General features: G+C 63.8%; 21 protein-coding genes and 1 tRNA gene. 11 read left to right on the top strand and 11 right to left on the bottom strand.

Annotated elements, in window-relative coordinates; all coding sequences use genetic code 11:
- Window positions 1–2: 2 nt before the first annotated feature.
- Genes gnd through tal form a run of 3 tightly spaced genes read right to left on the bottom strand, consistent with a single transcriptional unit; the run spans window position 3 to window position 4,431 of the window.
- Complete coding sequence (gene gnd, locus VMA74_RS17725) at window positions 3–1,049, bottom strand: phosphogluconate dehydrogenase (NAD(+)-dependent, decarboxylating) (protein ID WP_325369373.1); 1,047 nt, start codon at window positions 1,047–1,049, stop codon at window positions 3–5.
- Window positions 1,046–3,361 carry a glucose-6-phosphate isomerase gene (pgi, locus tag VMA74_RS17720; RefSeq protein WP_325369371.1) on the bottom strand — a complete coding sequence of 772 codons (2,316 nt, stop codon included), beginning with the start codon at window positions 3,359–3,361 and terminating at the stop codon, window positions 1,046–1,048. Before pgi ends, gnd begins: the two co-directional genes overlap by 4 nt.
- Entirely contained in the window at window positions 3,358–4,431 is a 1,074-nt protein-coding gene (gene tal, locus VMA74_RS17715; protein WP_325369369.1) for a transaldolase, read from the bottom strand. Before tal ends, pgi begins: the two co-directional genes overlap by 4 nt.
- A gap of 451 nt (window positions 4,432–4,882) precedes the next feature.
- Here tal and VMA74_RS17710 point away from each other — a divergent pair, with 451 nt between their 5' ends.
- Entirely contained in the window at window positions 4,883–5,041 is a 159-nt protein-coding gene (locus tag VMA74_RS17710; RefSeq protein ID WP_325369367.1) for a hypothetical protein, read from the top strand.
- A gap of 94 nt (window positions 5,042–5,135) precedes the next feature.
- Here the strand turns inward: VMA74_RS17710 and VMA74_RS17705 are convergent.
- Window positions 5,136–5,212: transfer RNA gene (locus VMA74_RS17705), tRNA-Met, on the bottom strand.
- 185 nt (window positions 5,213–5,397) lie between these two features.
- On the opposite strand from VMA74_RS17705, the gene VMA74_RS17700 reads away from it, so the two are divergent.
- The 8 genes from VMA74_RS17700 (at window position 5,398) to ampE (ending at window position 10,588) form a co-directional block, all read left to right on the top strand.
- The gene (locus VMA74_RS17700; RefSeq protein WP_325369365.1) at window positions 5,398–5,943 is read left to right on the top strand and encodes an RNA pyrophosphohydrolase; all 546 of its coding nucleotides are present in this window, start codon (window positions 5,398–5,400) and stop codon (window positions 5,941–5,943) included.
- A 58-nt stretch (window positions 5,944–6,001) separates the two neighbouring features.
- Window positions 6,002–6,211: a (2Fe-2S)-binding protein gene (locus VMA74_RS17695; protein WP_414649632.1), complete on the top strand. Its 210-nt coding sequence runs from the start codon at window positions 6,002–6,004 to the stop codon at window positions 6,209–6,211.
- A gap of 135 nt (window positions 6,212–6,346) precedes the next feature.
- Window positions 6,347–6,817 (top strand): bacterioferritin, encoded by a 471-nt coding sequence (bfr, locus tag VMA74_RS17690; RefSeq protein ID WP_325369363.1) that lies wholly within the window; start codon window positions 6,347–6,349, stop codon window positions 6,815–6,817.
- Between the two features lie 234 nt (window positions 6,818–7,051).
- Window positions 7,052–7,813 carry a DUF6776 family protein gene (locus VMA74_RS17685; protein ID WP_325369361.1) on the top strand — a complete coding sequence of 254 codons (762 nt, stop codon included), beginning with the start codon at window positions 7,052–7,054 and terminating at the stop codon, window positions 7,811–7,813.
- Window positions 7,800–8,231 carry a polymer-forming cytoskeletal protein gene (locus VMA74_RS17680; protein WP_325369359.1) on the top strand — a complete coding sequence of 144 codons (432 nt, stop codon included), beginning with the start codon at window positions 7,800–7,802 and terminating at the stop codon, window positions 8,229–8,231. The genes VMA74_RS17685 and VMA74_RS17680 overlap by 14 nt, the downstream gene beginning before the upstream one ends.
- Before the next feature lie 73 nt (window positions 8,232–8,304).
- Window positions 8,305–8,673: an iron-sulfur cluster insertion protein ErpA gene (erpA, locus tag VMA74_RS17675; protein ID WP_324148993.1), complete on the top strand. Its 369-nt coding sequence runs from the start codon at window positions 8,305–8,307 to the stop codon at window positions 8,671–8,673.
- Window positions 8,674–8,692: 19 nt separating this feature from the next.
- On the top strand, window positions 8,693–9,646 hold the full coding sequence (gene nudC, locus VMA74_RS17670) for an NAD(+) diphosphatase (RefSeq protein WP_325369355.1): 954 nt from the start codon (window positions 8,693–8,695) through the stop codon (window positions 9,644–9,646).
- A 72-nt stretch (window positions 9,647–9,718) separates the two neighbouring features.
- Window positions 9,719–10,588 (top strand): regulatory signaling modulator protein AmpE, encoded by an 870-nt coding sequence (gene ampE / locus VMA74_RS17665; RefSeq protein ID WP_325369353.1) that lies wholly within the window; start codon window positions 9,719–9,721, stop codon window positions 10,586–10,588.
- A 40-nt stretch (window positions 10,589–10,628) separates the two neighbouring features.
- Here the strand turns inward: ampE and VMA74_RS17660 are convergent, their stop codons facing one another.
- Window positions 10,629–12,503, bottom strand: coding sequence for an MFS transporter (locus VMA74_RS17660; protein WP_325369351.1), 1,875 nt, complete (start codon window positions 12,501–12,503; stop codon window positions 10,629–10,631).
- Between the two features lie 82 nt (window positions 12,504–12,585).
- Between VMA74_RS17660 and VMA74_RS17655 the strand changes: the two genes are divergently transcribed.
- Window positions 12,586–12,954, top strand: a complete 369-nt coding sequence (locus VMA74_RS17655; RefSeq protein WP_325369348.1) for a DUF2784 domain-containing protein — start codon at window positions 12,586–12,588, stop codon at window positions 12,952–12,954.
- Between the two features lie 48 nt (window positions 12,955–13,002).
- Complete coding sequence (locus tag VMA74_RS17650) at window positions 13,003–13,422, top strand: hypothetical protein (protein WP_325369346.1); 420 nt, start codon at window positions 13,003–13,005, stop codon at window positions 13,420–13,422.
- Window positions 13,423–13,486: 64 nt separating this feature from the next.
- Here VMA74_RS17650 and purD read toward each other — a convergent pair whose 3' ends face one another.
- The 6 genes from purD to VMA74_RS17620 all read right to left on the bottom strand — a co-directional run bounded on the left by purD (window position 13,487) and on the right by VMA74_RS17620 (window position 21,975).
- The gene (gene purD / locus VMA74_RS17645; protein ID WP_325369344.1) at window positions 13,487–14,770 is read right to left on the bottom strand and encodes a phosphoribosylamine--glycine ligase; all 1,284 of its coding nucleotides are present in this window, start codon (window positions 14,768–14,770) and stop codon (window positions 13,487–13,489) included.
- An 85-nt stretch (window positions 14,771–14,855) separates the two neighbouring features.
- Window positions 14,856–16,226, bottom strand: a complete 1,371-nt coding sequence (locus tag VMA74_RS17640) for an AMP-binding protein (protein ID WP_325369342.1) — start codon at window positions 16,224–16,226, stop codon at window positions 14,856–14,858.
- Between the two features lie 141 nt (window positions 16,227–16,367).
- The gene (locus VMA74_RS17635) at window positions 16,368–16,940 is read right to left on the bottom strand and encodes an L-threonylcarbamoyladenylate synthase (RefSeq protein ID WP_325369340.1); all 573 of its coding nucleotides are present in this window, start codon (window positions 16,938–16,940) and stop codon (window positions 16,368–16,370) included.
- A gap of 52 nt (window positions 16,941–16,992) precedes the next feature.
- The gene (locus tag VMA74_RS17630; protein WP_325369338.1) at window positions 16,993–19,461 is read right to left on the bottom strand and encodes a DNA topoisomerase I; all 2,469 of its coding nucleotides are present in this window, start codon (window positions 19,459–19,461) and stop codon (window positions 16,993–16,995) included.
- Between the two features lie 137 nt (window positions 19,462–19,598).
- Entirely contained in the window at window positions 19,599–20,744 is a 1,146-nt protein-coding gene (gene dprA, locus VMA74_RS17625) for a DNA-processing protein DprA (protein WP_325369336.1), read from the bottom strand.
- Window positions 20,745–20,826: 82 nt separating this feature from the next.
- On the bottom strand, window positions 20,827–21,975 hold the full coding sequence (locus VMA74_RS17620; protein ID WP_325369334.1) for a LysM domain-containing protein: 1,149 nt from the start codon (window positions 21,973–21,975) through the stop codon (window positions 20,827–20,829).
- Window positions 21,976–21,997 lie beyond the last annotated feature (22 nt).

The following is a 21,997-nucleotide window of genomic DNA, read 5'->3' as shown; positions in this document are numbered from 1 at the left end:
GCTCAGTCCTTGTTGCCGGTCTTCTCTTGATGTCCGCCGAAGGCGTGGCGCATCGCCGACATCACCTTGTTGGCGTAAAGATCATTACCCTGCGATGTGAAACGGCCGAACAGCGCAGCCGTAAGCACCGGCACCGGCACGCCTTCATCGATCGCGGCTTGCGCTGTCCAGCGGCCTTCACCGGAATCGGAAACGCGGCCGGCATAACTCTCCAAGTTGGGATCGCGCGCCATTTCGGTGGCGGTGAGATCCAGCAACCACGAACCGATTACGCTGCCGCGCCGCCACAGCTCCGTGATGTCGGCAATCGGAAAGTCGTACTGGTAGAGTTCCGGGCGCTCCAGTGGCGCCGTTTCGGCATCGGCGGTGCGCTTCTGCTTGCCGGCATTGGCGCCCTTCAGCACGTTCAGGCCTTCCGCATACGCGGCCATCAATCCGTATTCGATACCGTTATGCACCATCTTGACGAAGTGCCCGGCACCGTTCGGACCGCAGTACAGATAGCCCTTTTCGGCCGCTGACGGATCACCGCTGCGGCTCTCGCTGCGCGGTGCAGCATCCACACCCGGCGCCAACGCTGCAAATGCAGGCTCCAAGCGTTTGAAGGCGAGCTCCGGACCACCGATCATCTGACAGTAACCACGCTCGCGGCCCCATACGCCACCGCTCACGCCCACGTCCACATACATCACTTGGCGTTTGCTCAAAGCCTCGGCGCGACGCAAGTCTTCCACATAATGCGAATTGCCTCCGTCGACCACCGTATCGCCAGCGTTGAGTAACGGCGCAAGTTGATCCAGCACCACGTCGACCACGGCGGTCGGCAGCATCAGCCAGACCGCGCGCGGACCGTCGAGCTTGGCCACCAGGTCCTGGATCGATTCGGCCGCCGTCGCACCATGGCTGGCCGCTTCACGACGCGCATCGACATGCGTGTCGAACACCACGCAATCGATGCCTGCCTCGAGCATGCGCCGCACCATGTTCAAGCCCATGCGACCCAGGCCGACAAAACCCAGTTGCAGTTCCTGTGCTTTCCCCGCACTCATGTCTTGTTCTCCCATAAGCGAAAGCCGCCCGCGAAGGCGTTGTGGTTGTCGCCACGGCGCACGCCGGCCGGCAGCTCAGCCAGGTGCTGCACATTGCCGCCGCCCAGCACGACGTAATCGGGCTCCAGGGCGGCCTGCAGTTGGCCGACCACGTCAAACACGTGCGCATGCCACTTCTTCTTGCCGTGTTTCTTGAGACCACGCGTGCCGACATAGTCTTCAAACGTGCCCTTTCGGTATGGCAGATGCGCCAACTCCATCGGCTCGATGACGCCATCGACGATAAAGGCCGAACCCAAACCGGTGCCCAAGCCAAGGAACAGCATCCGACCGCCTTCATAGCTACCGAGCGCCTGCATCGCCGCATCGTTGATTACCCTGACCGGGCAACCGAAGGCCGCGGCAAAGTCGAAGCCGACCCAACCCTTGCCGAGATTGTAAGGTTCGCGCGCGATGCGCTCGTGCAATACCGGGCCGGGATAGCCGATGCTTACCGCGTCGTATTTCCAGCCACGAATAGCCGCACGCAGCTGCTTGATCATCTCGGCCGGCGTGAGCTTGCGATCGGATTTGATCTCCACCTCGCGTTTGTTGCCGCTCATCATCGCCTTGACATGGCTGCCGCCGATGTCGATCACCAGCACCTTGTGCTTGGCCTCTGCCGCGGTGGCGCCGGCACCTTCTCCGGTTTTGCGGCGCGCCTTGCGATACCAGGTGATCGCCGCATTGGTGGCGCTGTCGTGGCCGAGCGCCTTGCGCGGCGATTCGATTTCGTCCACCACGCGCAGCGCGAGCTGCTTGCCAAGCTCCACACCCCACTGGTCGAACGGGTTGATGTCCCAGATCGCCGCCTGCGTAAACACGATATGTTCGTACAGCGCAATGAGTGCACCCAGGGCGTGTGGCGTCAGACGCTCCGCCAGCAGCAGACTGGAAGGACGATTGCCTTCGAACACCCGGTGCGGTGCAAGGTTCTCATCGATACCTTCCGCTTGCACTTGTTCCAGCGTCTTGCCCATGGCCAGCGCTTCGGCCTGCGCAATCATGTTCGCCAGCAGCAGGTCATGATGGCGCCCGTACGGATTGAGCGATTGGCCGAAACCGATGAAATCGCAGGGAATCAGCCGCGTGCCCTGGTGAATCAGCTGGTAGAACGAATGCTGTCCGTTCGTGCCGGGCTCGCCCCAATACACTGGACCGGTGGCGTAGTCGACGTGTGCGCCACCGATGGTGACGTGCTTGCCGTTGGACTCCATCGTGAGCTGTTGCAAGTAAGCCGGAAAGCGCTTGAGATACTGCTCATACGGCAGCACCGCCTGCGTTTCCGCGCCGAAGAAATCGGTGTACCACACACCGAGCAGACCCATGATCACCGGCAGGTTGCGTTCCAGCGGCGCAGTGCGGAAGTGCTCATCCATCGCATGAAAGCCGGCGAGCAACTCCGCGAATGCATCCGGGCCGATCGCGATCATGGTGGACAGGCCAATCGACGAATCCATCGAATAGCGGCCACCCACCCAATCCCAGAAGCCGTACATCTGATCGGTCGAAATACCGAATTCTTCCACCGCCTTGGCGTTGGTGGACAGCGCGACGAAATGCTTCGCCACCGCAGCTTTGTCACCACCCGCCGCCTTCATCAGCCAATCGCGCGCACTGTGCGCGTTGGTCATGGTTTCCAGCGTCGTGAACGTCTTGGACGCGACGATAAACAGCGTTTCGTCAGCGCGCAGATCATGCACTGCCTCGGCGAAGTCGGTGTAGTCGACGTTGGACACGAAGCGCACGGTCAGCTTGCGATCGGTGTAGTGCCGCAAGGCTTCGTAGGCCATTACCGGCCCCAGATCGGAACCGCCGATACCGATATTGACGATATTGCGAATCGGCCGGCCGGTAAAACCCAGCCAGCTTCCTTCGCGAACCGCATTGGCGAAAGTGCGCATGCGCGTGAGCACCGCGTGCACGTCCGGCACCACGTTGACACCATCAACCTTGATGACCTTGCGAGCAGGCGCACGCAAAGCAACGTGCAAGGCAGCGCGCTGTTCGGTGGTATTGACCTTTTCGCCGGCAAACATGGCGTCGCGGCGCGCTTCCAGGCCGCACTCGCGCGCGAGTGCGAACAACTGCTCAAGCGCCTGATCGTTGACGCGGTGCCGAGCGTAGTCGAGACGCCAGCCCGCGGCATCCGCGCGATAGCGCTCGGCACGGCCTGGATCGGCCGTGAACATATCGCGTAAATGTTGGGTTGCCAGTTCCTGGCTTTGCGCTTGTAGTGCCTGCCACGCCGTCTTCTCGCGCAAGGCGCTCATGCAACAGCCCCTATGCGCCCGCTTACCGTATCGATCAGTTCGTGCCAGGACTTGACGAAGGAATCAGCGCCTTCCTGCTGCAACACCTTGGCCAGCGGCTCCATCTGGATGCCATGTGCTTCGAACTGCGCCAGCGTGCCGGCAACGCCAGGGTCATCCAGCGGCATCAGCCGCTCCGCCTTGCCGTGATCGGCAAACGCGAGCAGCGTTTTCTCCGGCATGGTATTGACCGTGAGCGGCGCGATCAGGTTCTCGATGTACATCACATCGCTCGCGTTCGGATCCTTGGTGCCGGTGCTGGCCCATAGCAGGCGCTGCACGCGCGCACCGGCGTTCTGCAGGCGCTGCACGCGCGGCGAATTGATCAATTCGCGGTACCTGGCATAGATCTGCGCGCACACCGCAAAGCCGAGCTTGTTGTGCAAGTCGGCCGGCACCTTGTCGGCCACCTTGACGTCCCAGCGGCTGATGAACACCGAGGCGACCGAAGCGATATCCAGGTCCAGGCCCGCCTCGTGACGACGCTCCAGGCCGCGCAGCCATGCTTCGGCAGCGGCCTGGTATTGCTCGGGCGAAAACAGCAGCGTGACGTTGATCGGCACGCCGCGGAAGATCAGTTCCTCGATCGCCGGCACGCCGGCCGGCGTGCCCGGCACCTTGATGAAGAGGTTGTGTACCGCCGCCTGCTTGTGCAGCGTAACCGCCTGCTCGATGGTGCGCTGCGTGTCATCGGCCAGCAGCGGTGACACTTCCAGCGACACCCAGCCATCCACACCGTGCGTCTGCTGATACACCGGTTCGAAAATGGCTGCTGCGCGGCGCAGATCGTCGATGGCCAAGCCGAAGAACACCGTCTCCGGATCCGTATTCGCCATCCCACGAATGGAAGCATCGTAATCTTTGCCGGCCTTGATGGCCTGGGCAAAGATGGTCGGGTTGGAGGTGAGGCCGGTCACGTGCTTCTGCTCGCGGTAACCGAGCAAGGTGCCGTCACCCAGCATGCCGCGAGTGATGTTGTCCAACCACAGACTCTGTCCGAGCCCATGGAGCGTACGGGTCGGTTGTTCCATTGCAGTGCTCCTTCGTGAAGTGAGACGAGTATTCGATCGGGCCGCAACGGCAGGGCTTGGCAGGCGTGCCGGCGCATCAGCGGCAGGGTAGCAAGACGCATGTCACGGCCTCATGACCGTTAAGACTATACGCCCGTACGCCGTGCTCTCGGTACCCGCCTGGCGAGACGATCAGCAACCTGGCTATCAGGCATGAAACTTTGCAGCGTCATGACAAACGCGCTGAAGCATGACGCATGCATGGACGGTGGGGATGGCACCCATAGCGCAGGCTCTCGCTGCTTGCGTAAATGACATTTTGCAAACGTTCTCCTTGCTACTCACGCTTGCCACTTGGCGCGTCAAATCCACGTTTGCAAACAGGAGTTGCCCTTTTAACCGGATGCGAACAAGCACACCGTTAGCCTGAACTTCCGCGACGCACCATCGAGGCATGTTTATGGATCCCACGATGTTTGACCTGCCGCCCACAACCGTGGATCAAGACACTGAAACTCGCCGTGTCTCAACCGAACCTGCAGAAGGGTATGTGCTGGACCCCTGGTCCGGCCTCTATCTGGAAACCGACATCGCATACAGACACCGCGTTGCGCTGAAAGAGCCAGCGTGACGATCACGCGTATGAGCAGGCTCGCCGTGCAAGCGGAAAATGCGCGCGGCCCTGGAGCACTGAAGCAGTGCTCTGATTTCATCAGAAACGAGTGTGGTGGCTATGGGTGGACTCGAACCACCGACCCCAGCATTATGAGTGCTGTGCTCTAACCGGCTGAGCTACATAGCCAAGGGGTGCGCCGTCCGGGATCCGGAGCCGGCTCTAATCAGGCGGGGCGCGGCAGTTTAATCGGGCTTCCCTTGCGGTTCAAGTAGTCGGCTTGCTCCGGCTTTGTAGGCTGTGGTTGAATCGATCCAGGGTCACGCACGCTGACGTCTGGCATAGACTGCAGCAACGAGCCCCGAGGAGGCTGGATGATCGACGCAGATGGCTACCGTCCGAATGTTGGCATTGTGCTGCTAAATGCAGACGGCCGGCTGTTCTGGGCGCGCCGCGTCCATCGGGACGGCTGGCAGTTCCCCCAGGGCGGTATGCGCAGCGATGAAACCCCGCTGGAGGCCATGTACCGGGAGCTACAGGAAGAAACCGGTCTCTTGCCCCAGCATGTGGAGGTGCTTGCCAGCACCCGCGGCTGGCTGCGTTATAAGCTGCCCAACCGCTATATCCGCCACCACCAGCATCCCATGTGCATTGGGCAGAAGCAGGTGTGGTTCTTGTTGAAGTTGGTCGGCGGCGAAGACGCGCTGTGCCTGGATGCCTGCGAAAAGCCCGAATTCGACCTGTGGCGCTGGGTGGATTTCTGGTACCCGGCCGTCCACGTGGTGAATTTCAAGCGCGACGTCTACCACCGCGCCTTGCGCCATTTCGCGCCGTTGGTAGAGACCTTGCTGAGCATCCAGCTCGGACCTCAGCCCCAATCGCAAAGCCGCCCCGGCCGGGGCCGGCGCGCAGCCGCCTGAACAGACGTCCTCGGCGGCAGCCGAACTCTAGTTGACAATCATTCGCATTCGCGTTGAAATGCGCGCCATGTACATTTGCCTGTGCAACGCCGTGACCGACCACGACATCCGCCGCGCCGCGGCGGATGGTGTGCGCAGCTTCACCGAGCTGCAGGCCCGTACCGGCTGCTCCGATTGCTGCGGCTGCTGCGAGGCGGAAGCCCGCGCCACGCTGGACAAGGCGATCGAGCAAGTCACGCTGGATCTCCCCATCTTCGTCGCCGCCTGAAACACATCCGGCCGAATTTCCTCGACGCCATCGCCACCAAGCGGTGGCGTTTTTCGTGGCGAATCATTCTCATTGCGACAAAGCGCCGCGCTGCGCACGTATAGTTCCGCATCAACCCCGTTACGGAGAACAACCATGAAGGGTGACGCCAAGGTCATCGAGTTCCTCAACAAGGTGCTCTACAACGAACTGACCGCGATCAACCAGTACTTTCTGCATTACCGCATGTACAAGAACTGGGGTTATCTGGAACTCGCCGAACACGAGTACAAGGAATCGATCGACGAGATGAAGCATGCCGATCGCCTGATCGAGCGCATCCTGTTTCTGGAAGGCCTGCCCAATCTGCAACATCTGGGCAAGTTGCGCATCGGTGAGAACGTGCTCGAGTGCATTCAGTGCGATCTCGATCTGGAGCTGGCCGCCGTGCAGGATCTGCGCGCTGCGATTGCGCACAGCGAGGGCGTCGCCGACTACGTAAGCCGCGATCTGTTCCGCTACATCCTGGCCGCCGAGGAAGAGCACATCGACTGGCTGGAAACGCAGCTCAGCCTGGTGAAGGACATCGGCGCGGAGCGCTACCTGCAGTCGAAAATGGAAAGTTAAGGCAAGGAAACGCTAGTCGACGCTTTCGCATCCGACTCACGTGCAGCAAGCGCCTGGCTGCCTGCTTGCACGTGAGGCCAATGCCGGCCTGTACAGACAGGCTTTCGTGCAAAAACGTTAAAAAGCCATTGCTCCACGATCACACGGGCGATCTGCCGCACAACGTGGCCCTTGTTTCCTTGACGGTCTCATCACGGACGGGCTATACCCACCCTTTTCCCCGAAGAGCCACGCATGGCTTCCCGCCCACCGCCCCGCTACGTGGTTCGTCCGCACGACGCTGTCAGCCAACGTCGCCGAATGCTGTGGCTTGGCTTGGCTTGGCTTGGCAGCTTGATCCTGGTGGCCATCGTCACCGCATTATTGAGCGGCGCATGGAAAAGCGTGGGCCCCAGCCTGGCGGATCGACGCGCGCTGCGTGCGCTCACCGCCGAGAACGAACAGCTCAAGCAGCAAGTTGCCAACGTGCAACGCTCGCAACAAGTCGGCGACGTCGCCAACCAGGCGCTGCGCAAAACCATTTCCCAGCGTGACGAAGAAATCAGCGGCCTGCGCGCCGATCTGGGCTTCTACTCGCGCCTGGTCGGCGGCGATGCGCAGCGCGAAGGCTTGAAGGTGCAGGAAGTCTCGCTGCAGCCGGTGACGCATTCGCCGGCATGGAACCTCACCATCAGCCTCACGCAAAACGTCAAGCGCGACGACGATACCAGCGGCGCCGCCATCGTCACGGTGGAAGGCCTGCGCAACAACAAAGTGGTGCAGTTGGACTGGGCCACGCTTGGCGATGCTGCCGAGAAGAACGGCATTCCGTTTCGCTTTCGCTACTTTCAGCAATTGCATACCACCATCGCGCTGCCCGCCGATTTCCGCCCGACCAGCCTGCATGTCACAGTCCGGCCGGAGAATGGCGACTCCGTCAGCCGTACCGTCACCTGGAACGACGCCCTCTCCAGCCCTGCCACGATCACCCAAGGGGAATCCGATGCTCAGCCGTAAACGCCATGAACCCGCCTCATCCTCCGCCCGCCACGCCGAGACCAGCCTGATCTCGCAAGGCACCATCATCCGCGGCGATGTTCGCTTTACCGGCACGCTGCACGTGGAAGGCCGCATCGAGGGCTCGGTGCTGGGCGAGGGAGCGAATGCGGTGTTCACGCTGAGCGAACACGGGCAGGTTCAAGGCGAGGTGCGCGTGCCGCACGCCATGATCAACGGCCACGTCCACGGCGACATCTTCGCCAGCGAGCGCCTGGAACTGGCCGCCCAGGCCCGCGTGGTGGGCGACGTTCGCTACAGCTCGCTGGAGATGGCCGCCGGTGCGCAGGTGAACGGCCGGATCGCGCACCAGGGCGACGAGCATGTCCAGCGCGAACTGCCCGCGCCGGAAGTACGCAGCGAAGCAGCGACCGCCTGAGGGCACGACGCGGCACCCGGGCTCTTGCTGATATGCTTGAGCCCGCAGCATCAAGGCCCCATATAAGCGCGCTATGGAAACCATCGTAGCCATCCCCGATTACCGCCAGGCCGGCGCGCCCCTCGTGTTCACCGAGGCCGCCGCCCGCAAAGTGCATGAACTCATCCAGGAAGAGGGCAATCCTGAGCTGAAGCTGCGCGTGTACATCACCGGCGGCGGCTGCTCGGGGTTTCAATACGGGTTCACCTTCGACGAAACGCAGGCCGAAGACGATTTCGCGCTCGCCCGCGAAGGGGTCACCCTGCTGGTGGACCCGCTCTCGCTGCAATACCTGACCGGCGCCGAGATCGACTACACCGAGAACTTCAGCGGTTCGCAGTTCGTCATCCGCAATCCGAACGCCAAAACCACCTGCGGCTGCGGCTCCTCCTTCTCCACTTGATGCGCCTCGGCCGGTCCGGATGATTGCGACGAAACTCAACACTTTCGCCGGACTCAGCCTGATTCTCGACCGCGTTGCCGAACAGCGCGACGCCGCCGACTGGGTCCGCGCCAAAGCGACTGCGCACGACGCACGCTACCTGTTGCTGGATGCCGCCGGCGACGCCTTCCTGCATAGCCAGGAAGAAGCCCTGCGCTGGCTCGATGCCGGCGAACGGGAGCGCCTGCTGCCGGATGCTTCCTGGAGCATGCTGGGCATTCTCGACGGGCGACCGCATTTCATGCTGCTGCTCGATCAGGACCACGACGTCGCTGCACTGGAGACCGCCCTGGCCGCGCGGCGCATGGGCCTGCGCGAGGCCGGCCTGTTGCTGCCCGCGGATGAGGCCGGCCTGTTCGCCTATGCCAAGGGGCTGGCGCATTGGCAGCGCGAAACCCGTTTCTGCGCACGCTGCGGCGCGCCCTTGCAGCTGGTTTCCTCCGGGCACCGGGCGCAATGCACCAACAGCGATTGCGGCCGCCTGCATTTTCCGCGCACCGATGCCGCGATCATCGTGATCGTCGAATACCAGGGCGCCTGCCTGCTCGGCCGCCAGGCCGGCTGGCCGCCGGGACGCTATTCGACCCTTGCCGGTTTCGTGGAACCCGGCGAATCGCTGGAAGATGCGGTGCGGCGAGAAGTCGCCGAAGAAGCCGGGGTGATCGTAGGCGATGCGCATTACCACTCCTCGCAACCCTGGCCGATGCCGGCCTCGCTGATGGTAGGCTTCACCGCCACCGCGCTTTCTCCCACGATTCGATTGCGTGACGGCGAGCTGGAAGACGCGCGTTGGTTCACGCCGCAACAAATCATCGATTCGCTCGCCGACGGCAGCTTGAAGACGCCGACTCGGCTTTCCGTCTCCTACCAGTTGCTTTCGCACTGGTTGCAGCAGCGCGCGGGGCTGGATCTGGATGCATGGGTAGCGCATTGAGCTGTCTCACCAGCTCGTGAACGAGTCACATCACTCGCATACAATCGCAGCCATCCAAGGAATCCATTGCTCATGGCCATTCGTCTGCTTGCCGCACTGATCGCTTTGGGGTTGCTGCACGTGCAGCCGCAGCTTGCCTGCTGGCGCGGCGATGCCGGCTTCCGGCGCTGGGTGCATCAGCTGGCCGATACCAGCGGTGCAGGGCGCGTGGCACTGGCAGTACTGGTGCCCGTGGTCGTCTGCGCCCTGGTGATCTGGATCCTGCACCGGCTGCCGCTGTCGGCGCTGCTGCTGTTGATTTTTGCTTTGGCCGTACTGCTGTTTTCGCTTGGCCCGCACGCCTTCGAAGCCGACATGGAGGCCATTCTCAAGGCGCCCGATCAAGGCAGCCGCGAAGCGGCCGCGCAGGTCCTGTCGGATGATGGTGAAACGGTGGCCTGGCGCACGGCGGAGCTTGGCGAAGCCACCGCCTATGCCGCGCTGCGCCGCCGCTTCGGCGTGCTGTTCTGGTTCTTTGTGCTCGGCCCGATCGGCGCCCTGCTCTATCGCCTCGCTCGGCAGCTGGGCCACGACACGTCGCTGGCGCTGGATGCCGATGCCCGCATCAAGGCGCGCTACCTTGCCAACGCGCTGGATTGGTTGCCCGCGCAATTGATGGTGTTCACACTCGCCCTCGTCGGTCATTGGGATGCCGTGATCGGCGCGTGGCGTCGCTGGCATCAGCAGGCGGCACCGAACAGCTGGTATCTGTCCAACCCGGATTTTCTCGGCGCGGCGGCGCGTGCCGATGTGCTGACGGATATCGAAGGCGGCGATGGGTATATCGAAGAGCGTACCGATCCGCTGCACGAGCTGCGCCGCTTGCGTGATGCGCTGTTACGCGCCTTGCTGGCCTGGCTGAGTGTGGTGGCGCTGATGGTGATGGGCAGCTGGTTGCACTGATGGCGGCCCGGATTAGTCGTCATTCCCGCGAAACTCACTCTCACGCCATTTCGCCGCGCAACACCCGCACGCGATCTTCCAATACCGCCGCATTGGCCTCCTCTGCCGGCCGCGGCACATCCAGCACCAGTTCTACTCGCGCACGGAATCGCCGCGGCAAACGCGCACGGCGCAGCATCGAATCGCGCCGGCTCCACACGCTGCCCCACAAACCGCGCAGCGCCATCGGCACCACCGGCACCGGTCGCCGCGCCAGAATCTTCTCCACCCCGGCGCGAAACGGTGCGATGTCGCCGTCCTTGGTCAAGCCGCCCTCGGGGAAAATGCACACCACTTCGCCATCCGCCAGGGCCGCATCCACGGCATCGAAGGCTTGCTGCAGCACTGCGGGATCTTCCTTCTGACCTGCGATGGGAATCGCCTTTGCGGTCTTGAACACAAAGTGCAGCAGCGGGATCTTGAAAATCTTGTAATACATCACGAAGCGCGTGGGGCGACGCAGGTTGGCCATCAGGATCAGCGGATCCATGAAGCTCACATGATTGCAAACCAGCAAGGCCGGCCCTTCTTCCGGCAGATTCGTCATGCCGTCCACGCGGATGCGATACAGGGTATTCACCAGCACCCAGGTGATGAAGCGCATCAGGAATTCGGGTACCAGCGTGAAGATATAGGCCGCCACCAGCACGTTGAGCAGCGCGGCGGCAAGAAAGATGTGGGCCGCGCTCACCCCCAACCGCTCCAGCGTCAGCCCGAACAGCGACGCCAGCACGATCAACAAGGCATTGAGAATATTGTTGCCCGCGATCACGCGCGACAGCCGGCTGCTCGGCGCACGCGATTGCACGAAGGCAAACAGCGGCACCACGTAAAAGCCGGCGAACACACCGATCAAGGTGAGATCGAGCACGATGCGCCAGCTGCCAGCCGCCTGCAGGAACGCCAGCCAATCCATGCCGCGCACTGCCGCCGCGCCAGGACGGGCCAGGAACAGATCCACCCCGAAAGCGGTGAGCCCGAACGCGCCCAGCGGCACCAGGCCGATTTCCACGCGCTTGCCGGACATCTTTTCGCACATCAGCGAACCGACACCGGTACCGATGGAAAACAAGGTGAGCACCAGCGTATTCACCGTGCCATCGCCGCCCAGGTTGATGCGCGTATACAGCGGCAACTGCGCCACCAGTACGGTGCCGAAGAACCAGAACCAGGAAATACCCAGCACGGCATTGAACACCGCGCGATCCTCCCGTGTGATGCGCAACACCTGCGCCGTTTCCGTGAGCGGATTCCAGTTGAAGGTCAGGTCCGGTGCGGTAGCCGGTGCAGGCGGAATCCGCCGGCTGATGAGGTAACCGATCACGGCCACGCCGATGGTCAATGCCGCGGACAAATGCGGCCCGACACCCACCATCAGCATCAACAGATTGCCGGCGGTCATGCCGATCAGAATCGCCATCTGCGTGCCCATTTCCACCAGGCCGTTGCCGCCGACCAGCTCGCTCTGCTTGAGCGCCTGCGGCAGGATCGCGTACTTGATCGGGCCGAATACGGTCGAGTGCACGCCCATCATGAACAACACGATCAGCAGCAGCACCAAGTGGTGCGTGATGAAGCCATAGGCCGCAAGCACCATCGCCGCGATCTCGAACAGCTTGACGTAGCGGATGATGCGCGTCTTCTCGAACTTCTCCGCCAATTGCCCCGCGCTGGCGGAAAGCAGGAAGAACGGCAGAATGAACAGGGCCGGCGCCAGATTGGTGTACAAACCCACGTCGTGATCCGACAGGCCCATCTGGAAGGCCGCCAGCATCACCATCGCATTGCGGAACGCGCTGTCGTTGAAAGCGGCGAGCGCCTGGGTCCAGAAAAATGGCGCAAAACGTCGACTGCCTAGCAGGGCGAACTGGCTCATGCGGGTCCTTGGCAAACAGGTCGCCATTAGCGTAGCGTGAAAGTGACTGCGGCCACGAGCGGTGCGCTGCGCACCCCATCCCATGTACCAGCTTTTCGCCGACGCCACGCTCGCCTTGCACCTGGCCTTTATCCTGTTCGCCTGCCTGGGCGCGCTGCTCGCACTGAAATGGCGCTGGGTTCCCTGGCTGCAGTTGCCGGCAGCGGCATGGGGCGTGTTGGTTGAAGCGACCGGCTGGATCTGCCCGCTGACCTCGCTGGAAAACCATTTCCGCGAGCGTGCCGGCGAGGCTGCGTATCGAGGCGACTGCCTTGGGCACTATCTCAGCGCCACGATCTATCCGGAGGGACTGACCAGGAACATCCAGTACGTGCTGGGCGCATGCGTGCTGATCATCAATGTTTCCGTCTACGCCTGGTTGCTGCACCGGCGATCCATGCGCCACCGATAAGCCATCGCGTATGCTTGCGACCGGGATATGCCATGCAACGAACTCGCCATGCTGATCGCCGGAAGCTGCCACTGCGGAAACATCCGCTTCACCCTCGCCTGGGCACCCGACCCTGCAGAAATTCCCGCACGCGCCTGCACCTGTACGTTCTGCAGCAAGCATGGCGGCGTGTGGACGTCTTATCCGGCGGGATCGCTGCAGGTAAAAATTGAAAATGCGGCGCAGGTGTCGCGCTACGCCTTCGACACCGAGACGGCCGACTTTCATGTCTGCGCTCAATGCGGCGTCGTGCCGCTGGTCACCAGCTCGATCGACGATCACCTGTACGCCGTGGTGAACGTGAACACCTTCGAGAACGTGGATGCGTCGTTGTTGCGGCGGTCGTCATCGACGGTCGACGGCGAAAACTCCGCTGACCGCCTGTCACGGCGCAAACGGAATTGGATCGCCGACGTAAGCTTTATCTAGGGCCTGTTTACCCTATTGGCGTAGCTCGCCAATAGGGTAAACAGGCCCTAGCGAAGGGTTGCTTTTATCCGCGCCGCAGCGCGCGGTGTGCAATGTCCTTGCGGCAGAACGCACCATCGAAGTGGATCTTCTTGATGCTGTCGTAGGCACGCTCGCGTGCCGCCGCAATGTCCTTGCCCAGCGCACAGACGGTCAGCACACGACCGCCGGCCGTGATGGCGTGGCCATGCGCATCGAGCTTGGTGCCTGCATGGAATACCTTCACATCGGTGCCGAAGTCGGTATCCAGGCCGTGAATCACGTCACCGGTTTTCACCTTGGCCGGATAGCCGCTCGCTGCCATCACCACGCCGATCGAAGGGCGCGCATCCCATTGCACGTGCGTACGGTGCAGTTCGCCGTCCAGCGCCGCTTCGATCAGATCGACGAAGTCGGATTTCAGGCGCAACATGATCGGTTGCGTTTCCGGATCACCGAAGCGCACGTTGAATTCGATCACCTTGGGGGCGCCGTGCTTGTCGATCATCAGCCCGGCGTACAGGAAACCAATGAACGGCGCCCCTTCGGCGGCCATGCCGTGCAGCGTCGGCTCGATCACTTCCTTGAGGATGCGTCTCTCCACCTCCGGCGTCACCACCGGCGCCGGCGAGTACGCGCCCATGCCGCCGGTGTTGGGGCCCAGATCGTTGTCGTCCCGGCGCTTGTGGTCCTGGCTGCTGGCCATCGGCAAGGCGTGCGAGCCGTCGCTCATCACGATGTAGCTGGCTTCTTCACCGTCCAGGAATTCCTCGATCACCACGCGCGCGGAGGCATCGCCGAAGGCGTGCGCGCCCAGCATGTCATGCAAGGCCAGTTCCGCATCGCTCAGCGTAAGCGCCACCACCACACCCTTGCCCGCGGCCAGTCCATCCGCCTTGATGACGATGGGCGCGCCATGCTCGCGCACATAGGCAAGCGCCTGGTTGAGTTCGGTGAATACCGCGTAGTGCGCGGTGGGAATATTGTGGCGAAGCAGGAAATCCTTGGCGAAGGCCTTGGACCCTTCCAACTGCGCAGCAATGGCGCGCGGCCCGAAGATGCGCAAGCCCGCGGCGCGGAACTTGTCGACCACGCCGGCCACCAGCGGCACTTCCGGGCCGACGACAGTCAACTCCACTTTCTCGGCCTTGGCGAGCTTGAGCAGGCCTTCGATATCGGTCACGGCCACATCGGCATTGCGCACGCCGTGTTCGCGCGCCGTGCCGGCGTTGCCCGGGGCCACGATCACTTCGCTGACCCGCCGCGATTGCTTGAGTTTCCACGCCAGCGCGTGCTCGCGGCCGCCGTTGCCGATCACCAGAACCTTCATGCCTGCTCCAACTGCTTTAAATGGGCCGCCGCCGCGGTGAAACGCGCATTGTAGTGGCTGTTGGCGAAGCGGTGCCCGTGGTGGGTCAGGTATGGAGCATCCTGAGCAAGGCCGCGCGCGGCAACTTGCCGGTCTCGTTGCGCGGCAAGCTTTCCACCAGGCGCAGCGGACGCGGCAGGAATACCGGATCGATCGAGGCGCGCAAGGCATCGAGAATGGCGTGCTCGTCGCGCGCTGGCGCCACCGCCAAGGCAGCGATGCGCCGCACGCCGATGGCATCGGCGTCGTCCAGCTGAAAAACCACGCCGTCCTCGACCCCGGGAATGCTCAACAAGCGGCGGGTGAGGTCGCCCAGCGAGGCGCGCTTGCCGGCGATCTCCAGCAAGTCTGCATGGCGCCCGCATAGTTCGAAGCGGCGGCCTTCGTCGTGCAGGCTCACGATATCGGCCAGCACGACCGGTGCGTCCAGCTGGGGCGCCTCGATCTGCGTGCCATCGGGCTGCGGGTGCAAATGCACGCCGTGATAGAGCGACCAGCGGCTGTCGGCGGTCACGCGCCGCCAGGCGAACGCACAGGTTTCGGTAGAACCGAACACTTCCAACAGCGGCGCGTGGAAACACTGCTCGGCCTGCATCGCCAACTCGGGCGGCAGGGGTGCCGTGGCCGAGAGCATCGCGGCAACGGGCGGCAATGCGACACGCGAGGCAACCAGCGCGCGCAGATGCACCGGGGTAATCACCAGCACGCGCGGCGTCGGCATCTCTTCCAGGGCGACGGCGATGTCGGCGGGAAAGAACGGGCGCCCCGCATGCACCTGTACATCGCCAAGCAGGGGCAACAGGATCGACATCTCCACGCCATAAATGTGTTGCGGCGGCACCGTCGCCACCACCGAGAACTGCTCGCCCACCATCTGCTGCAGCATGCGCAGATTGCCGGCCGTGCTCGCATGAAAGCTGCGCCAGCTCTTGGCGTTCGAGCGGGGCGTGCCGGTGGAGCCGGAGGTATAGCCGACCGCAACGGTTTGCAGCGCAGGGATCGCCGGCCAGGCGATGTCGCCGCTCACGGCTTCATCCACCGGCAACGGCGGCAGCACGTGATAGCGCTGCGGCGCCGGATGCAGCGGCCGATCGCCGACGGCATGACAACCCGGGTGCGCGGCCATCACTTCTTCCACCGCTTGCGGTGCGCGCGATGGCGGCAGCAGGTTGGCCTGGCCGCGCAGGGCGATCGCGCAAAAGGCGACGAGGAAGGCGTAGCGGTCGTCGCACAGGTTCACCGCCGCAGGCGCTTCGGGCAATTGCGCGGCGACCCTCGCCACGTGCGCCACGAACTGGGCGGCGCTGATCGCCTGGCCATCATGCAACGCGACCACGCGGCACGGATCGTCGACCTTCAACAGCGGCAGCAGTCGCTCCGCTTCCTCGCGCTGATAGGTGTCGTAGACGATCGCCACACGCAAGCTCCTGGTTGCTGCCCGTGCAAACCCCTTGGCCGGCCAGGTCGGTCGGTGGCTGCCGGTGTTTGGGATGTGCCCCCATCCTCGCGCTGACGGCTGAATCGGCGCCCACCGCGCCGTGCCCGTGTTCCGCGGGATTCAGCTTCGGATGATAGCGCCAGTCAGTGCATCCCGGATGGTGGTGGGTTGGGACGCGCCACCCAACGGCGCATCCACGATGCCATCCAGCCGCTCGCCGAAGTAGGCCGTGACGGTGGCTACGTCGCGCGCCGGTGGCCGGCCATGCGGGTTGGCGCTGGTGGAGACCAGGGCGCCACCGAAGGCATGGCATAGCGCAGCGGCCGGGCCGTGCGCGGTGACGCGCAGGGCAATCCCTTCATGGTCGCCCGCGACCCAGTCCGGCACTTCCGCACTGCGCGGAAATACCCAGGTGAAAGGTCCAGGCCAGCTGGCGTGTACCTGGGCGAGCACGCCCTGGGGCACTTTCGCCATGTCGACGTAGTGGGTGACCTGCGCGAAATCGGCGGCAATCAACAGCACGCCTTGCGTGGCCGGGCGCTGCTTGAGCGCGAAGATCCGTTCGAAGGCAGCGCGGTGGTGCGGGTCGCAGCCGAGGCCAAAGACGGCTTCGGTGGGATACGCGATGACGCCGCCGTCGCGGAGGAGATCGGCAGCGGCGTGAATGTCATCGAGAGCGAAATGTCTGGGCATACAGGGCTTTTCTTCCTCTCCCCGGGAGGGGAGGAAGTCGATCACGCGAGATTCAAACGCCGGCCTTCTTCGCTGCTGCTTTCTTCGCCGCAGCCTTTTTCGTCGCCGCCTTCTTCGTAGCGGTTTTCTTGGCAGCCGCTTTCTTGGTCGCCGTCTTCTTCGCCGCAGCCTTCTTCGCTGCAGGCGCCTTGGTCGCGGCCGTCTTCTTGCCGAAGCGCCCCTTCTTCACCGGCGCAGCGGCCAGCAGTTCCAGGCACTGGGTTTCGGTCAGCTCCTTCGGCTCCTGGCCCTTCGGAATGCGCGCATTCTTGTCGCCATCGGTGATGTACGGGCCATAGCGGCCGTTGAGTACCTGCACGCCGTTGCCGAAGTCCTGGATGATGCGGTTGGCGAGCAGCTCGAGCTTTTCCTGCACGATCTGCAGCGCGCGCGGCAGCTCGATGGTGTAGGGGTCGTCTTCTGCCTTGAGCGAGGCGTAGGTGTCGCCCTGCTTCACGAAGGGGCCGAAGCGGCCGACGCCCACACTCACTTCGTCGCCGTTTTCGGCCTGCCCCAGCTTGCGCGGCAGCTTGAACAGCTCCAGCGCGTCGGCCAGCGTGATGGTGTGCATGCTCTGGCCGGGCCGCAGCGAGGCGAACTGCAGTTTTTCGTCGGTGTCCTTGTCGCCGATCTGCGCGTACGGTCCATAGCGGCCCAGGCGCACGGAAATCGGCTTGCCGCTCTTCGGATCAGTGCCCAGCTCGCGCGCACCGGTCGCTTCGCTGCGATCGACCGACTCGGTCTTTTCTTCCACCTGCTGCTTGAACGGTTCCCAGAAGCGGCGCATCAGCGGCACCCAGGCTTCTTCACCGCGGCTGACCGCGTCGAGCTCGTCTTCCAGCTTGGCGGTGAAGTCGTAGTCGACGTACTGGGTGAAATGCTGGGTCAGGAACTTGCTCACCGCGCGGCCCACGTCGGTGGGACGGAAGCGGCGGTTATCCAGGAACACGTATTCGCGGTTCTGCAGCACCTGGATGATGCTGGCATAGGTGGACGGACGGCCGATGCCGTATTCCTCGAGCGTCTTCACCAGGCTGGCTTCGGAGTAGCGCGGCGGCGGTTCGGTGAAGTGCTGGTCGGCCAGGATGTCGTGCAGCGGTACCTGCTCGCCCTTGGTCAGCCGCGGCAGGCGGCGCCCTTCGTCGTCATCCTCGGCGCTTTTCTGGTCGCGGCCTTCTTCGTAGACGGCAAGGAAGCCCGGATCGACCACGGTCGTACCGGTGGCGCGGAAGGCAGCATCGCCACCTTTCACGTGCTTGAGGTCGAAGTCCGCCGACACCGTGTTCAAGGTGGCGTGGATCATCTGGCAGGCCACGGTGCGCTTCCAGATCAGCTCGTACAGCTTGCGCTGGTCATCGTTGAGGAAGGCAGCCACTTCGCGCGGCGTGCGCATGGCCGAGGTCGGGCGGATCGCCTCGTGCGCTTCCTGCGCGTTCTTGGACTTGGTGCGATACACCTGTGCGTGGTCGGGCAGCGCCTTGTTGCCGAAGTCGCGCGCAATGAGCTGGCGCAGTTCGCCCACCGCTTCATCCGACAACGCGGTGGAGTCGGTACGCATGTAGGTGATCAGGCCGACGTTGCCCTCGCTGCCCAGGCCCACGCCTTCGTACAGCCCCTGCGCGATCTTCATCGTGCGGGTGGTGCCGAAGCCGAGCTTGCGCGCAGCCTCCTGCTGCAGGGTGGAGGTGGTGAAGGGCGGCGCGGGGCGGCGCTTGCGCTCCTTGCTACCCACTTCGCTGACGGTGAGCTGGCCGTGCGCGGCTTCCTTCAGCGCCGCGCGGGCGGCCATGGCGTCGGCCTCGTTGGTGAGGTCGAACTGCTCGAATTTCTTGCCGTGGAGCTTGGTGAGACGTGCGCTGAAGTCGCCCTCGGCATGCTTGAGCTGCGCCTCCACCGTCCAGTATTCGCGCGCCACGAAGGCTTCGATTTCTTCCTCGCGCTCCACGATCATGCGCAGTGCCGGGCTCTGCACGCGGCCGGCGGAAAGACCGCGCTGCACCTTGCGCCACAGCACCGGCGAGAGATTGAAGCCGACCAGGTAGTCCAGCGCGCGGCGCGCCTGCTGGGCGTCGACCATGTCGTGCGAGAGCTTGCGCGGCGCCGCCACGGCGGCCTTGATCGCGCGCGGCGTGATTTCGGAGAACACCACCCGATGCAGCTTCTTGCCGTCGACCAGGCCGCGCTCCTTGAGGATCTCGCTGATGTGCCAGCTGATCGCTTCGCCCTCGCGGTCCAAGTCGGTCGCCAGATAGATGTCGTCGGCCAGCTTGGCAGCCTTGGCGATGGCGTCGACGTGTTTCTCGTTGCGCTCGATCACCTCGTACTTCATGGCGAAGTCGTGCTCGGTGTCGACCGCGCCCTCCTTGGGCAGCAGGTCGCGCACATGGCCGTAGGAGGCCAGGACCTGAAAGTCCTTGCCGAGGTATTTGTTGATCGTCTTGGCCTTGGCCGGCGATTCGACGATGAGCAGGTTTTTTGCCATGTGGCTTGGGGTTCCAGAAAGTCTTGCTGCGGCCATTCCTGAACGGCCATCTATTTATAGTTGGAAGCACGCCAACTCGACGGCTGTCAAGCTGGCATGCGTGAAAACGCGGTGCAACTCATCTTTGCAAGCAAAAGCTAGATGCCCGGCAGCCGTTGGTAGCGGCCACCTGGCAACCCCTCTACGCAACCTTCCAGCTCCAGCATGAGCAGCATGGATGACAACTCGGCGGCACTTTGCCCGGTGCGCTCCGCCAGCTCATCCAGGGCCAGGGGATCATGGCCGAGCACGTCCAGCAACCGCCGGTACTCCGGATCGTCACGCCAGCCGCCGGCCGCCTTCCTGGCGCTTGCGGCCGAAGCCGGTGGCGCATGCTCCAGACGCAGCGCCAGTTCGGCGCCCAGCACCCGGGCCGCCGGAGCCAGGGTTTCAGCGACTTCCAAGGCGCTTTCGACCAGCCGCGCACCATCCCTGATCAGACGGTGGCAGCCACGAGCGAGCGGATTATGGATGGAACCGGGGATGGCGAATACCTCCCGCCCCTGCTCTGCCGCCAGCCGGGCCGTGATCAGCGAACCCGATTGCAGCCCCGCCTCGATCACCAGCGTGCCCAGCGACAGGCCGGCGATGATGCGGTTGCGGCGTGGAAAATGGTCCGCCCGCGCCGCCGTGCCGGGCGGAAACTCGCTGACCAGTGCGCCCTGCGCCACGACCCGGGCGGACAGCTCGCGATGCTTGCGCGGATAGACCAGGTCCGGCCCGGTGCCGATCACGGCGACCGTGGGCCGGCCGGCCGCCAGCGCCGCTTCGTGCGCCGCCCCATCGATGCCGTCGGCCAGGCCGCTGGTAATCACGAAGCCGGCCTGCGCCAAATAGCGGGAGAAGGCCTGGGCGTTGCTCTTGCCGGCCGTGCTCGCGCTGCGCGCGCCTACGATCGCCACCTGGGGGTGCAGCAGCAGGCTGGCATCACCGGCCACGAACAAGGCGGCAGGCGGCTGCGGGATGGTTTCCAGCTGGGGTGGAAAATCCGCCTCGGTGCAGCGCAGCAGCCGATGATCCGGCTCTCCCAGCCAAGCCAGATCCGCGGCGAGGCGGCCCTCGTCGGGCCGCTCCAGCCACGCCCCTGCCTTGGGGTCCAATGCCGATGCGTGATGCCGCAACTGGGCCAAGACGTCGCCGATGCGCCCATTCGCGGCGGCCAACCGTTCGCGCAGCCCACCCGGCCCCAATCCTGGCGTACGCAGGGCCACCAACCAATCGCGCAGTTCCGCTTGCTCGTTCATGCGGCGAGTCTACGCGAGGCCGGAAACGACGACGGCGCGGGATATCCGCGCCGTCATGTGAGCTTAGTCGGGAACGTCAGCCTTATTCGGGCATCCTGATCCGCGCGCCCTTGCGCACCGGCTTCAAGCCATCCATCACCAGGGCATAGCTCACGCGATCGAAGGTGCGGAAGACCATCGCGTGGCCGACATACTCGTCAGGCAACTTCACCCACTTGTGGCTATCGCGGATCCAGCTGCTGTGGTTCACGTCATCCGGCACTTTCTCACCCGGCTGCCACAGCGAGAAGGTCATGCCGTTGTCCACGCCATCCTTCGAACCCACCGACAGCACCACCACGTCGTAGGGACCGACCTGGTCCAGGTGTTCCTGCGCATAGGCGATCACACGGCCATTTTCCGGCAGGGTCTTGGGCGGATGCGGGTAGTAATACGGATCGTACGGATTCTCGTCGATCGGCATCAGGCGATCGCCGGCACGGATTTCCATGGTCGAGTTCAGCAGCAGCAGCGTGGACGGATCGCCACCGCGCAACACTTCGGCCTGGCCGATCACCGCCACTTCCATGCCCACCGTCTTGCCGCGGGTAGCATGGTTGGGCGTGACGTTGCCCAGGTCGGTGGCCCATTCCTCCACCCACGGTGTGTCGGTGAGCGCCACGTCGGCATCGGCGACGTTGGCCGCCATGTTGTCGCTCTGCTCGGCCTCGTCACCGCCGTAGCTGCGGAACACGTGGGTGGGCCGCACGATCGCCCAGCGCTGGCCAGGCTGTGCATCGAGCTTGCGCACGTAAATGTTGCGGCCCGGCGTACCGTCGAGGCCGGCTTCTTCGAAGCCCATCACGTATGGCGCGTTTTTCACAGCGTCCGGATCGACCACGCGCGTGTCTTTCAGGAACTGCTTGATCTGGTCGAGCGGCACGGCGGGGATGGCTTCGCCCTCACGATGCACCGCCGGCTCCAGACGCAGCGACGGCCCGCCGTTGACGAAGGACAGATCGAGCACGTCACCGGGATAGATCAGGTGCGGATTGCGAACCTGCGGATTGGCCTGCCAGATTTCCGGCCATAGCCACGGCTTGGACAGGAAGCGCGCGGAGATGCTCCAGAGGGTGTCACCGCGACGGACGGTGTAGCTGTCGGGGTGATCGGCACGAAGCTGTGCGCCGGCCGCATAGACGGCCACGGTGACCAGCATGCCGGCCAGCAGCCCGATGGACTTTCTGATCATAAACGGGAATCCCCCTCCCCCT

Origin of the sequence: Dyella sp. (assembly GCF_035508675.1) — a bacterium.
Taxonomy (GTDB): domain Bacteria; phylum Pseudomonadota; class Gammaproteobacteria; order Xanthomonadales; family Rhodanobacteraceae; genus Dyella_B.
Note: the sequence above shows the minus strand (reverse complement) of the source record. Positions and strands in the feature narration are given on the sequence as shown.

Excerpts from the sequence above, each read along its gene's own strand:
- dprA (WP_325369336.1), bottom strand. The coding sequence starts at position 20,744 with ATGAACGAGCAAGCGGAACTGCGCGATTGGTTGGTGGCCCTGCGTACG.
- tal (WP_325369369.1), bottom strand. The coding sequence starts at position 4,431 with ATGGAACAACCGACCCGTACGCTCCATGGGCTCGGACAGAGTCTGTGG.
- VMA74_RS17700 (WP_325369365.1), top strand. The coding sequence starts at position 5,398 with ATGATCGACGCAGATGGCTACCGTCCGAATGTTGGCATTGTGCTGCTA.
- VMA74_RS17635 (WP_325369340.1), bottom strand. The coding sequence starts at position 16,940 with ATGCCCAGACATTTCGCTCTCGATGACATTCACGCCGCTGCCGATCTC.
- erpA (WP_324148993.1), top strand. The coding sequence starts at position 8,305 with ATGGAAACCATCGTAGCCATCCCCGATTACCGCCAGGCCGGCGCGCCC.
- VMA74_RS17650 (WP_325369346.1), top strand. The coding sequence starts at position 13,003 with ATGCTGATCGCCGGAAGCTGCCACTGCGGAAACATCCGCTTCACCCTC.
- ampE (WP_325369353.1), top strand. The coding sequence starts at position 9,719 with ATGGCCATTCGTCTGCTTGCCGCACTGATCGCTTTGGGGTTGCTGCAC.
- VMA74_RS17630 (WP_325369338.1), bottom strand. The coding sequence starts at position 19,461 with ATGGCAAAAAACCTGCTCATCGTCGAATCGCCGGCCAAGGCCAAGACG.
- VMA74_RS17655 (WP_325369348.1), top strand. The coding sequence starts at position 12,586 with ATGTACCAGCTTTTCGCCGACGCCACGCTCGCCTTGCACCTGGCCTTT.
- VMA74_RS17685 (WP_325369361.1), top strand. The coding sequence starts at position 7,052 with ATGGCTTCCCGCCCACCGCCCCGCTACGTGGTTCGTCCGCACGACGCT.
- pgi (WP_325369371.1), bottom strand. The coding sequence starts at position 3,361 with ATGAGCGCCTTGCGCGAGAAGACGGCGTGGCAGGCACTACAAGCGCAA.
- bfr (WP_325369363.1), top strand. The coding sequence starts at position 6,347 with ATGAAGGGTGACGCCAAGGTCATCGAGTTCCTCAACAAGGTGCTCTAC.
- VMA74_RS17620 (WP_325369334.1), bottom strand. The coding sequence starts at position 21,975 with ATGATCAGAAAGTCCATCGGGCTGCTGGCCGGCATGCTGGTCACCGTG.
- VMA74_RS17660 (WP_325369351.1), bottom strand. The coding sequence starts at position 12,503 with ATGAGCCAGTTCGCCCTGCTAGGCAGTCGACGTTTTGCGCCATTTTTC.
- VMA74_RS17680 (WP_325369359.1), top strand. The coding sequence starts at position 7,800 with ATGCTCAGCCGTAAACGCCATGAACCCGCCTCATCCTCCGCCCGCCAC.
- purD (WP_325369344.1), bottom strand. The coding sequence starts at position 14,770 with ATGAAGGTTCTGGTGATCGGCAACGGCGGCCGCGAGCACGCGCTGGCG.
- VMA74_RS17695 (WP_414649632.1), top strand. The coding sequence starts at position 6,002 with ATGCGCGCCATGTACATTTGCCTGTGCAACGCCGTGACCGACCACGAC.
- nudC (WP_325369355.1), top strand. The coding sequence starts at position 8,693 with ATGATTGCGACGAAACTCAACACTTTCGCCGGACTCAGCCTGATTCTC.
- gnd (WP_325369373.1), bottom strand. The coding sequence starts at position 1,049 with ATGAGTGCGGGGAAAGCACAGGAACTGCAACTGGGTTTTGTCGGCCTG.
- VMA74_RS17710 (WP_325369367.1), top strand. The coding sequence starts at position 4,883 with ATGTTTGACCTGCCGCCCACAACCGTGGATCAAGACACTGAAACTCGC.